Origin of the sequence: Arthrobacter echini (assembly GCF_004803505.1) — a bacterium.
Taxonomy (GTDB): domain Bacteria; phylum Actinomycetota; class Actinomycetes; order Actinomycetales; family Micrococcaceae; genus Arthrobacter_D; species Arthrobacter_D echini.
The window spans coordinates 194,873-206,149 of sequence record NZ_SSWH01000006.1 but is presented as its reverse complement, the minus strand read 5'-3'; the positions used below and the strand labels follow the sequence as shown (position 1 = coordinate 206,149).

Annotated in this window: 11 protein-coding genes; 8 read left to right on the top strand and 3 right to left on the bottom strand. The window is 66.3% G+C overall.

The window, feature by feature from the left end; genetic code table 11:
- Positions 1-130: 130 nt before the first annotated feature.
- Positions 131-721, top strand: coding sequence for a hypothetical protein (locus E8P82_RS08975; RefSeq protein ID WP_136454148.1), 591 nt, complete (start codon positions 131-133; stop codon positions 719-721).
- Positions 722-882: 161 nt separating this feature from the next.
- Positions 883-1,110: a hypothetical protein gene (locus tag E8P82_RS08970; protein WP_136454147.1), complete on the top strand. Its 228-nt coding sequence runs from the start codon at positions 883-885 to the stop codon at positions 1,108-1,110.
- A 482-nt stretch (positions 1,111-1,592) separates the two neighbouring features.
- On the opposite strand, the gene E8P82_RS08965 is transcribed toward E8P82_RS08970, so the two are convergent.
- A complete protein-coding gene (locus tag E8P82_RS08965; RefSeq protein WP_136454146.1) occupies positions 1,593-2,198 on the bottom strand; it encodes a class I SAM-dependent methyltransferase in 606 nt (201 codons plus the stop codon).
- 614 nt (positions 2,199-2,812) lie between these two features.
- Here E8P82_RS08965 and E8P82_RS08960 point away from each other — a divergent pair.
- Entirely contained in the window at positions 2,813-3,229 is a 417-nt protein-coding gene (locus E8P82_RS08960; protein WP_211096841.1) for an HAD family hydrolase, read from the top strand.
- Positions 3,230-3,252: 23 nt separating this feature from the next.
- Here E8P82_RS08960 and E8P82_RS08955 read toward each other — a convergent pair whose 3' ends face one another.
- On the bottom strand, positions 3,253-4,026 hold the full coding sequence (locus E8P82_RS08955; protein ID WP_136454144.1) for an MBL fold metallo-hydrolase: 774 nt from the start codon (positions 4,024-4,026) through the stop codon (positions 3,253-3,255).
- Between the two features lie 187 nt (positions 4,027-4,213).
- Between E8P82_RS08955 and E8P82_RS08950 the strand changes: the two genes are divergently transcribed.
- From E8P82_RS08950 to E8P82_RS08930, 5 genes are all read left to right on the top strand, one after another.
- Entirely contained in the window at positions 4,214-4,798 is a 585-nt protein-coding gene (locus tag E8P82_RS08950; RefSeq protein ID WP_136454143.1) for a recombinase family protein, read from the top strand.
- Entirely contained in the window at positions 4,795-5,502 is a 708-nt protein-coding gene (locus E8P82_RS08945; RefSeq protein WP_136454142.1) for a M48 family metallopeptidase, read from the top strand. The genes E8P82_RS08950 and E8P82_RS08945 overlap by 4 nt, the downstream gene beginning before the upstream one ends.
- The gene (locus tag E8P82_RS08940; protein WP_136454141.1) at positions 5,499-5,831 is read left to right on the top strand and encodes a hypothetical protein; all 333 of its coding nucleotides are present in this window, start codon (positions 5,499-5,501) and stop codon (positions 5,829-5,831) included. Before E8P82_RS08945 ends, E8P82_RS08940 begins: the two co-directional genes overlap by 4 nt.
- Positions 5,832-6,158: 327 nt before the next feature.
- Positions 6,159-7,097 carry an oxygenase MpaB family protein gene (locus tag E8P82_RS08935; RefSeq protein ID WP_136454140.1) on the top strand — a complete coding sequence of 313 codons (939 nt, stop codon included), beginning with the start codon at positions 6,159-6,161 and terminating at the stop codon, positions 7,095-7,097.
- 174 nt (positions 7,098-7,271) lie between these two features.
- Positions 7,272-9,809 carry an excinuclease ABC subunit UvrA gene (locus tag E8P82_RS08930; protein WP_136454139.1) on the top strand — a complete coding sequence of 846 codons (2,538 nt, stop codon included), beginning with the start codon at positions 7,272-7,274 and terminating at the stop codon, positions 9,807-9,809.
- A gap of 34 nt (positions 9,810-9,843) precedes the next feature.
- Here the strand turns inward: E8P82_RS08930 and yczR are convergent, their stop codons facing one another.
- Positions 9,844-11,256 (bottom strand): MocR-like transcription factor YczR, encoded by a 1,413-nt coding sequence (gene yczR, locus E8P82_RS08925; protein ID WP_136454138.1) that lies wholly within the window; start codon positions 11,254-11,256, stop codon positions 9,844-9,846.
- Positions 11,257-11,277: the final 21 nt, after the last annotated feature.

Here is an 11,277-nt window from a genome sequence, read left to right as displayed (position 1 = left end):
AACGTAAGACACGAGGACCTCCGTGAACTCGATCAGGTGTGGTAACCCATATCGATACCGGAGGTCCTCACCTCACTCAACCACGCCACGCTGCACACAACCTCCGTGGGAAGAACACCTAGCCACGGCCATGATCTTGGCCACCGCGGTCACCTCGGTGGTGATCGGCCTGACTCTGCTCCACTCCACGAGCCTGGACCTCAGGAGCCTGCTCGTCATCTCGCTGTGGCTGGTCCCCAACCGGCGCCGACTGATACTGGCCCGCACCGCAGCCCAAGCCCTGGCTACCGTCGTCATTGTCTCGGAGACGTCCTTCGGCATGGCCGTGGTGGGCCTGGCCGTCACTGGTCTGGAGGGTGTTTGGCGGTTACCAGTGACGTGGCTGGTCTGCGTCACCGCCGGTACGCTGCCAGCGCTGCTGAGCGCCCCGATGGCTCTGCTGCTCCGCAGTACCGTCCTCTCGATGATCGTCTATCTCGGCGTCTTTCCCGGGCTTTCACTGATCGCCCGGGTCGGTAGCGTGATCACCTCTGAGGGACTGCCCGCAGTCCAATGGGTCAACCACGCCCTGCCTCTCGACCTGTATCTAAGGACGGTGTCGGGTACCGCATTTCAGGAGACGACACTGGGGCCGCTCGTGGTCGGATACACCGGCCTGATCATATGGGCCCTGCTGGCTGTCTCAACCGGATTTTGGGCACTGACCCACCGCGAACCCTGAGCGGTAGATGCCTCACTCATTGCAGCCTCCCCAGCATCAACGAAAGCCGCAGGCAAGGGACTAGATCATCGACTTGAGTCGGTGGTCCGGCACCACCGGTCCGCGAGATCGTGGAGAATAACAAGAACCCGGGGCCAACAACCATCGACAGAGGAAAACCCATGAGCATCCACAAAGACACCACCGAGAGCCAGCGTCGTATGGACCCTGTCACGCGGCGCCGTGAGGGCCTCACCACGTTCTTTCTTATCCTCGTCGGCGCTCTGGTGACCATTGGGATTGCCACACTCACCGACCTTGACACGCTTCCCCGGATCCTAATCACCGTAGTGGCAATGCTGGCGGCCTATCCGGTGATCAGGACAGTGCTGCCCAAGCAGACCACCTGAATTCCAGCCGCAATGGTGATTGATTACCAAGTCGTGAGGAATTGTCAAATCTGGAGTAACTACTTAGGTCCTGGGGCGGTCAGTTGCTGGTGGCTGGTAGCCAGGGGGGTGCCGCTGAGCAGGTCGGTGAGGGCCTCGAGGACCCCGGCGCCGTTCTTGCGAGCGGTGGAGACGTAGCTGCGCAGGGCCGCGAAGGTCTCGGCGCTATCGGTCGTGCGCCAGCAACCGGAGATCTTCAGCGTTCGAATCCGTGTCCTGACTGCTGCTCCCTCGTCGGGGGCCTCATGACCGGGGTTTGTCCGGGTGCCGGCTTCGTGGGTTTTTTACCTGGCTGCCGGGGTGGGCGCGCGAGCTCGATGAATCGTCTGGCCTCGAGATAATAGGCGGCCGCTGCGGCCCGTTGCTCGCTGAGCTTGACCGCGGCCTGTTGCTGGTTGCCGATGACCGTTTTCTGACTGCTGCGTGAACCGCAGGAGGACCGATCACCCGGGGTCCTTGCGCTGCGCGATGATCGCTGCGTGGGGTCGTTGACCGGATATTGTCCTCCTGTGGGTTTCGATGACATCGAAGCCGGCCGAGGTCAGTTCTTCGCTGAGGTCATTGACCGGCCATCGGTAGGCCGGGGTCACAGCGTGGGCGAACTCTTCAGCCGCGGTGCTGTCGAAGAAGCCGAGGAGCAGCGTGCCGCCGGGGCGAAGCGCGCGGGCGAACTCCAGAAGGGGGATGCCGATGGTGCTGGGCTCGTGGTGGATGAGTGAGTACCACGACAGGATCCCGCTCACTGTTCCTGGTGCGGCATCAAGGGTCTCGAGACTGCCGACACTGAACGGCACATCGGGATATGCGCTGTGGGCTCTGTCGATGAATTCGGGTACCAGATCCACACCGTGTGCGGCAGCTCCGCGCTCATGAAGGAAGTTCGTCCAGTGGCCTGGCCCGCAGCCCGCGTCGATGATCCGGCCATCGATAGCATCAGCCCAGGAGGACACGAGCTGACGGTCCAAGGGGTGCACTGCGTCCATCGAACCGAGGATCTCGGTGTACTCGGCTGCACGACGTGAGTATGCGTTGCCAACCTCATCAAGCATGTACCCGAGTCTAGGCAGGGGCTACAGCTGACGTCGCCGCAATGATCCTTATCGCCACTATTAGTTCTATTAGTCCTGGTAGGACCAGCTCATGGTGTGCGCGACCACGTCGATGAGGAGGTTGTGCACATCCACCGTCCGCTCGAGGTGAGCTCTTCCCATATTGGTGAGGTAGGTGGCTGCGTGCAGGCGGTCCCTTGGTCCCTGCTGTCCAGGTGTGTGCGGGACAAGCAGCGGAGCGTAGGGAGCTTGTGCCGTGCCCAGCTGGACAGGAGGCGCGCCTCGTCGACGACCAGGTGATCAGCTTCAATCCTTTGTGCGATTCTCAACGCCAGTGGAGGGGGCGGCAGCCGGTGTAGGTTTCGAGCATGGGGACCTTTGATGCGGTGATTTTCGACTGGAGTGGGACGCTCGTTCATGATCCACCACTCCGCGATCGGGTAGCGGCTACTTTCGCTAGGCTCGGTCGTGCTGATCGTGGTGCGATCGATGGGGTTTGTGCTGCTCTTGAGCGATGCGAGTCTGATCCTGACATCGTTGCCGCGTAGGTAGATGCTGATACGAGCCGTGCAGCATACGATGCGGCCGAGTTGTTGTACTTCCAGCGGGCTGGCTTGGACGAAGACCTCGCAGCCGAGTTGCTTCGCTTCGACGAGTACACGGAGTCACGGCCTGCCTACCCCGACGCCGCCCGGACGTTGGGGCGGCTCACCTCTGTCGGTTGCAGGATCATCGTTCTCAGTGACATTCATTTCGACATCCGCCCATTGCTGGTGTCGCAGGGCCTCGGCCAGTACGTTGACGATTGTGTGCTGTCCTTTGAACACGGCGTGCAGAAACCCGATCCGCGGATTTTCGAGCTCACCCTTGAACGATCGGCGCTGACTAGAGGTAGAACTCTGATGGTGGGCGATCGCTCCACACATGACGGAGCAGCCACGGAAAGTGGCATCACGACCCTGCTCCTGCCTCCGCTGGAAGCCTTCGGTCCGCGTGGCCTGTCCCTGGTGAGCTCGCTGATCCATCACTGATGGCATGGTTTTCCTCTATCCGGTTACCATTCCCGTGGGTTCTGGGTTTGTTCTTGTAGGCGTTTGTGGGCCTCCGCCATTCCTGGGTTGCCGATCCGTGGATCATCGGATGTGCCGTGGCGGAGAAACTCATCCAGGTAGGCCCGGTCAGCGTCGAGGCGTTGACCAGGATCTGTCCCGATGTGACCGTGCCCGGGGATGATGATCTCGGCTTTCCGGGCGAACGGCGCCAGTACTTCAAGGCCTTGCTGGTAGGCGACCAGACCGCCCGGGTGCAAGGGCAGCGGGAGTTCAACGTCGCTGAGCATGTCTCCTGCGATGAGGACTCGCTGCTGTGGGAGCCAAAGTGCAGTGTGACCGGGCGAGTGCCCATCGTGCACGATCTGCTCGATATCGATCCCTGCTGGTTTGCACTCCTCAGGGATGGTGCCCGGGACCTGATGAACGCGGCCCATCAGATCCGTCAGCGAAGCAGGGAAGTCTGGGCCGAGAGCTGCGATGAGGCCTGCCCGGTGGTTCGTAGCGAGTTCGGCGGTCAGCGCGGACGCCCAGCGCGGTGCCTTCCCGAAGCTGGGATGCCAGAGCAGATGATCGTGATGGGCATGAGTGGCGAACCCGCCGAGGACCTTCAGGTCTTGTTCCAGCAGGAAATCGCCGATCGCTTCCAGCTCATCCGGCATCCACGCCGGATCAATCAGGAACGCTTCCCCTTCGGAGCTGAGGATAATCGAGTTCGTCAGCATTATCTTGCTCGTGCTGACAGTGATACCGGGCACCACCTCACGAATACCACTCATCCATCAATTTTATACCACTTCCGCACGACGACTGGAGCTTGGGCGCGCCGCACCCAACATCGACCGTATAGCCAAGCAAACTGTTGCGTTGGGGTACACCCCAACGCATCTGTGCGAAGTTGCTCTAGTCGCGTGGTTTTAGAGCCGGTTCTTCGTTTTTGCAACACGATCGTGGGAGAGTCCAGAGATGACGCAACACAAGGTGCAGCGTATCGGGTACGCCCGAGTCTCGACACTTGATCAGAACCTTGCCCGCCAGTTGAACTCCCTGGGAACCGTCGATCGCCTGTTCGAGGAGAAGCAATCCGGCGCGCAGCGCGCCGGCCGCGTCGCCCTTGCGGAGCTGATTGGGTACACGCGTGATGGTGACACTGTGGTGGTGTCCTCGATGGACAGGCTGGCGCGTTCGGTGGTCGATCTCAATCAGATCGTGGGCGAGCTGACCGCCAAAGGCGTGTCGGTGGAGTTCATCGCGGAACGGGTCACGTTCGCCCCTGGGGGTGCGGACCCGTTCGCGGAGTTCCAGCTGAACATCATGGCGTCCTTCTCGCAGCTCGAGCGAGCGATCACCAGGGAGCGGCAGGCCGACGGTATCAAAGCAGCTCAAGCACGCGGTGCCTATCGGGGCAGAGCGCGCAAGCTCACCGACGACCAGCTGGCCGAGGTCAGGGCGCTGATCGACGCCGGAGTGCCCAAGGCCGTCGTCGCCCGGCGGTTCACGGTCGACCGCACGACCTTGTACCGGGCCTTGAGCAGGACGGCAGCGCAATGACCGCTGCGGGCAACGAGCAGGACAGCAACGACGACGAGGACCTGCACCAAGTTGCCCGCGCCGAGGTGGCGCGGATCAGTGCCATCGCGGGTCTGCCCGTGCCGGGGGTGATCGTCGTGCCGGCCCTGGGGCCCGGGTCGCCGGCGGCCAACGCCAGGTTCAGGACCCCTCGTGGTGTTCCCACGATCAAGGTCACCGAAACCGCTGTGCGGGAGTTGCCGGCCGACGCCCTCGAGTTCCTGCTCGCCCACGAACTCGGGCATTATGCAAACGACGCGTGGTGGACGCGGAGAGCCCGGCTCTACGGTCTGGGGATCGGACTCGGAGCGATCATGTTCTTCGGCGGACTCATCATGGCCGCAACCGCAGACATTTCCGGCTTCGGCCCCACCCCAGCAGCCGGCTGGGTCACCATGGGTATCGGGGCGATCATCACCGTCAGAGGCTTCTTCGGTTTCTTCGCGTTCAATCGGGCCGAGGAGATCCGCGCTGACCTGTTCTCCGCACACCAGCAAGGGCAGTCGGCAGGCGCAGAAAGCCTCTTTGCAGCGTGGGACGACGACAAACCAGAAAAACACCGGTCCCGTCTGGGCCGGCGGCTGTGTCTGCTGGGGCGAACCCACCCGTACCGGGCCACGAGACTCGCTGCCATCCGCGCAGAACTCGCCACGGACGACCCCCAGGACACCAGGAGGACACGATGATCAGGATCATCTTCTGGTTGCTCACCGCGAGCATCCGCTACAGCTACCGGCTCGTGCGCACCATCTTCCGGCTCCCACTGCTATTGCTGCCTCTGCCTCCGCGGGTCCGCAACCAGGCCGCCGGCGCCCTGGCCGTCGGACTCTGGTTCCTCAGCCTGCTCGTCGTCGTCGCCGCCGTCGACGCCACAGGGTGGGCACACCTCGCGGTCACCGCCGCGGCCGTGCTGGTCATCGGGGGCACCGTCTGCATCGAAGGACGCCTCGTCCTTGCCTACCGGCCAAACAGGACGCGCGCCCAGACCCCACAGCGGCCCATGCCAGCCCGATGACGTCATCGTGGGGGAGCGGGCTGTGAGGCAGCGCCAGGGCAGTAGCGGATCGGTTCTGGGAGAAAGTCACCAAAGGCCCGGCGTCCACTGATTGCCGGATCTGAACCGGGGCCCGGTCATCCGTCCCCTGCTCGTCGGCATCGACGGACAAGCACCGACACTCTTCTGACGATGGGAGGGCGACCTGATCACCACGGGCGGTATCGGCTGGGCGATCACCTGCAGGCGACAGCGCGGCCTGCGGACCCTGACCACTGCGACCGGTTGTTGGTGAGATGCCCGGGTCAGCCGCCTGATCAGGGGGTAGCGGTGACTACAGTTGAGCACGTGAGCCCGATACCGCGTCCCGCCGACCTGGCCCACCGTGTCCGGAACGCGTTCCGCGCCCGGGTCTCCGGCGATCCCACGGGGGCGCCGGACTGGGTGCGCGACATCGCCCTGGTCGGGGAGGGACCGGGCTGGTTCGAGCCCGACGGCGTCGTCTGGCGGGTCCACGGTGACCTCTCCACCCTCGTCGGCGGGGTCGCGGCCCTCCTCGGGCAGGGCGCGCACCCGCTGGCGATGGCCGGCGTCGCGCGGCACTCCTCCTACCGCAGCGACCCCTGGGCCCGCCTGGCCGGGACCGCGCGCTGGCTCACCGTGAGCACCTTCGGCTCCGCAGAACTCGCCGAGCGGGAGACGGCGCGGGTCCGCGGGATGCACACACGGGTCCGCGGCACCACCGACGACGGCCGGGCCTACGCAGCGTCCGATCCGGCCCTGCTGCGCTGGGTGCACCTGGCCTTCACCGACGCCTTCCTCGCTGCCCAGGAGGCCGTCGGCCACGACCTGACCCCGCGATTCGGCCGCGACTGGGCCGACACCTACATCGCCGACTGGTCCCGGAGCGCCCGGGCGCTCGGAGCCGAAGACCTCCCGATCAGCCGCCGGGAACTCACCGAGGCCCTACGCGCGGTGGAGCCCGACCTCGAACCCGTTCCCACCGAGCTCCTCACCTTCCTCGCCGCCCCGGACGGGATGAATCGGGCCGAGAAGATCTTCTACAACGGCCTCGCCAGAGCCGGGGCCCTGGTGCTCTCCCCGTCCGTGGCACCCCTCGCCGGAGTGCCCGGCCGCGACGACCGATCGCCTGCAGCCCGCTTCCGTCTGCAGCGCACCCGCCTGCAGTTGCGGACCTTCCAGCTGACCCTCGGGCCCTTCAGCCCCTCCGAGGACGCAGCGCGCTACCGTACAGGCCTCGCAGGGCCCCCGGACTGGCTCGGCTGAGCCTCGGCCGAGCCGGCGTTCAGCAGTTCGTCGACGCGCCTTTGAGTACCAATACCGGGCCGGTGATCGCGGTCGCGGCTCCCGGACTCACCGCAATCACCCCCACTCAATTCCTCCTGCCAACCGGTCCGAACCGGTCCACCCCGCCGATCGGATGACCGTAGGGTGGGGACGGTGAGTGAAACGACGATCGACACCCCAGCCGCAAGCACCAGAGAAGGCTTCGTCCAGGTACGCGGAGCCAGTGAGAACAATCTGCGAGACGTCGACGTCGACTGCCCCCGCGACGCCGTCGTCGCCTTCACCGGGGTCTCCGGGTCCGGGAAGTCGTCCCTGGCGTTCGGCACCATCTATGCGGAAGCCCAGCGCCGCTACCTGGAGTCGGTGGCGCCGTACGCCCGCCGCCTCATCCAGCAGGGCAATACACCGCACGTGGAATCGATCACGGGCCTGCCGCCCGCCGTCGCCCTGCAGCAACGCCGTGGAACCCCGAGTGCACGCTCCACCGTCGGGACGCTGACCACGATCTCGAACTCGCTGCGCATGCTCTACTCGCGCGCAGGAACCTATCCCGAGGGAGTCGACGAGCGGCTCGACTCGGATGCGTTCTCACCCAACACCGCCGCCGGCGCGTGCCCGCGCTGCCACGGACTTGGCATAGCCCGGGACGTCACGGAGGAGACGCTCGTCCCGGATCCGTCGCTGAGCATCCGCGAGGGCGCCATTGCGGCATGGCCCGGAGCGTGGCAAGGCAAGAATCTCCGCGATATCGTCCGCGAGCTCGGGTACGACATCGACGTCCCCTGGCGGGATCTCCCCGCGGAAGCACGCGAGTGGTTGCTCTTCACCGACGAGCAGCCCGTGGTGAATGTCACCCCGCAGCGCGACCGGGTCGAGAAGCCCTACAAGGGGCGCTTCTGGAGCGCGAAGAGCTATGTCCTGCACACCCTGCACGATTCCAAGAGCCAGCAGATGCGGGACCGCGTCCTGCCGTTCATGGTCTCTGGCCCCTGCCCGCTGTGCGGGGGAACAGGGCTGCGCCGGGAGGCGCTCGCGGTGACCTTCGCCGGGCTGCCGATCTCCGAGGCGAACGCCCTGCCGCTCGCGGATCTTGCGGCGCACCTCGCGCCGGCGGCCGCGGTCGAGAATCCGACGGCGGCCCACCGCTCGTTCAGCTCGGGGGAGGGGACGGAGGTCTCCGTGACCATCAGCCGGGACCTGATCCAGCGACTCGAGGTGCTGGTTGATCTCGGCCTGGGGTACCTGAGCCTCAGCCGGGTAACGCCCACGCTCTCCCCCGGCGAGATGCAGCGCCTGCGCATCGCCACGCAGCTTCGCTCGGGCCTGTTCGGTGTGATCTACGTGCTCGACGAGCCCTCCGCCGGGCTGCACCCAGCAGATGTGGAACCCCTCCTGAGCGTGCTCGAGGCACTGAAGGACGCTGGCAACTCCGTCTTCGTGGTGGAGCACAACATGGACGTGGTGCGGCGGGCGGAGTGGATCGTGGACGTCGGTCCGCTCGCAGGCCAGGGTGGCGGCACGATCGTCTACAGCGGTCCGGTCGACGGGCTCAGGGACGTGCCCGAATCGCTGACGGCGCCGTTCCTGAGCCCTTCCGCCGCTCCCGATGCCGCCGTCGTCGAACCCCGCACACCCTCGGGCTGGCTCCACCTGAACGGCATTCACCGCCACAATCTCGTGGATCTCGACGCCGAGATACCCGTGGGCGTGCTCACGGCAGTGACCGGGGTGTCCGGCTCGGGCAAATCCACCCTCGTCAGCTCGGTCCTCGCCGAGGGCGTGGGGCGGCACGTCCGCAACGATACCCCGGCCGATCTCGAGCCGGCGGACGACGACGACACCCCGGCGGGCGCCGTGGTCGACCAGATCACGGGCCTCGAGCACATCGACCGCCTCGTCAGCGTGAACCAGAAGCCCATCGGCCGCACCCCACGGTCCAATCTGGCCACCTACACGGGCCTGTTCGACGCCGTCCGGAAAGCCTTCGCCGCCACCCCGGCTGCCCGGGCCAAGGGGTTCGGGATGGGCCGCTTCTCCTTCAACGTCCCGGGCGGACGGTGCGAGACCTGCCAGGGCGAGGGCTTCGTTTCGGTGGAGCTCCTGTTCCTGCCCGGCAGCTACGGGCCCTGCCCCACCTGCCACGGAGCCCGGTACAACGACGAGACACTGACCGTGACCCTGAAGGGACGCACCATTGCCGATGTGCTCGGCATGACGGTGGACGACGCCGAGACCTTCCTCGCCGACATCCCGGCGGCTGCACGGTCACTGGAGACGCTCCGGGAGGTGGGGCTGGGATACCTGCGCCTGGGACAGCCCGCCACCGAGCTGTCGGGTGGAGAGGCACAGCGCATCAAGCTGGCCACCGAACTCCAGCGAGCCCGCAGGGGCCACACCCTCTATCTCCTGGATGAACCGACCACCGGGCTCCACCCGGCCGACGTCGTCCTGCTCCTCGCCCAGCTGCGCAAGCTCGTGGCAGCGGGGAACACGGTGGTGGTCGTGGAGCACACCATGGCCGTGGTGGCCGCTGCGGACTGGGTGATCGATCTCGGCCCCGGTGGTGGTTCGGCCGGCGGGACCATCGTCGCCACCGGAACTCCCCGTCAGATCGCCGACCTCGACCGCGGAACGAGCATCACGGCGCCGTATCTCGCCGAGTACCTCGCGCAGCGGGTGCCGGTCGGCTGAGCCGGGATGCCACCTCCTGCACCAGCGCCGGTTCCTACACCAGCGCCGGCGCGAAGTCGCCCTGCATGGGTGCCACGGTGTCGAGGGAGTGCCAGGCGTCGGCAAGGACCTGTACGGCGCGGTGGGTCTCCTCGGCAGGATAGCTGAAGGGGACCCGGAGGAAGCGCTCGAAGACCCCGCCGAGGCCGAAGCGTGGCCCGGCACCCAGCAGCAGTCCCCGATCGCGCGCGGCGAGGGCGAGCTGGGAGCTGACGCCTGCCCCCAGATTGACCCATGTGCTCAGGCCGCCATCGACGTGCGGTACCTCCCAGTCGGGCAGCGCATCGTGCAGGAGGGATTCGAGGTGGTGTCGGCCCTCGGCGAGTTGCTGCGCGCGGAACCGCAGCAACTCGTCGTAGTTCCCCAGCATCTCGAGCGCGATGAGCTGTTCGAGGATGGGCGTGCCGAGATCCTGTGCGTAGCGGGACTGGACGAGGCGGTGGATCAGGGTCTCCTCCGCCCGGATCCAGCCGATGCGGAGTCCTCCCCAGACGGTCTTGCCCATGGATCCGATGAGCACGGCCGGCCCGAAAGCAGCCAGCGGAGCCTCGGGCGTACCGTCGATACGCAATTCCGCCATCGTCTCGTCGGCGATCACGAGGGTGTCCTGCCGGCCGGCTGTTTCCATGAGGAGCCGGCGCTGCTGCAGTGGCATCACCGCTCCGGTCGGATTGTGGAAGTCGGGCATGACGTAGGCCAGCGCGGGTTCGGCCCGGCGCAGAGCCTGGACCAGGCCGTCGTCGTCCCACCCGCGGTGAGCGTCCACGGAGACAGGGACGAGCCGGCGTCCCGCCGAACGGAGGGCCTCGTAGGCGTGCGGATAGCTGGGGGCCTCCACCAGAACCGTATCGCTGCGGGTCAGCAGGGCACGGGCGAGGAGGGAGATGGCGTGCTGTGCACCGAGGGTGACCATGACCTGACCCGGATGGGTGGGGACCCCACGCGTCGTATAGCGATCAGCGAGGGCCTGCCGCAAGCGTGGCAGACCGAGGGGGTCATAGCCGTTGCCGCTCAGATAGGCGGGAAGCTCCAGCGAGGCCCGTGCTGCTGCCTCACCCACCTGCGGAGCGGCGGGGAGGGCTGCCTTGCTGAAGTCGAGCGCTACCGCCGTGTCGACGTCGTCCTGTGCGGGTGCGCCACGACCGGGCGTGGCGATCACGCTGCCCGAGCCACGCGTGCTCTCGACGTACCCGGCGGAGCGAAGGCGTGCATAGGCCGCGGCGACCAGTGTCCGGCTGACGCCGAGCGCTGCTGCCAGCTCCCGCTCGGCCGGCAGCCGGGTACCCAGAGGAATGCGGCCGTCGAGCGCCAGCAACCGGATGCGGTCCGCAAGGGCCGCGTAGGCCGGACCGGAGGTACGCCAGGAGCCGAGGTCGATCGTGAGTCGGCGTGCCGGGAGAGTCACCATGGTGCCACGATTCCATGATTG

Coding starts and splice junctions, on each gene's coding strand:
- E8P82_RS08975 (WP_136454148.1), top strand. CDS start 131: ATGATCTTGGCCACCGCGGTCACCTCGGTGGTGATCGGCCTGACTCTG.
- E8P82_RS08970 (WP_136454147.1), top strand. CDS start 883: ATGAGCATCCACAAAGACACCACCGAGAGCCAGCGTCGTATGGACCCT.
- E8P82_RS08965 (WP_136454146.1), bottom strand. CDS start 2,198: ATGCTTGATGAGGTTGGCAACGCATACTCACGTCGTGCAGCCGAGTAC.
- E8P82_RS08955 (WP_136454144.1), bottom strand. CDS start 4,026: ATGAGTGGTATTCGTGAGGTGGTGCCCGGTATCACTGTCAGCACGAGC.
- E8P82_RS08950 (WP_136454143.1), top strand. CDS start 4,214: ATGACGCAACACAAGGTGCAGCGTATCGGGTACGCCCGAGTCTCGACA.
- E8P82_RS08945 (WP_136454142.1), top strand. CDS start 4,795: ATGACCGCTGCGGGCAACGAGCAGGACAGCAACGACGACGAGGACCTG.
- E8P82_RS08940 (WP_136454141.1), top strand. CDS start 5,499: ATGATCAGGATCATCTTCTGGTTGCTCACCGCGAGCATCCGCTACAGC.
- yczR (WP_136454138.1), bottom strand. CDS start 11,256: ATGGTGACTCTCCCGGCACGCCGACTCACGATCGACCTCGGCTCCTGG.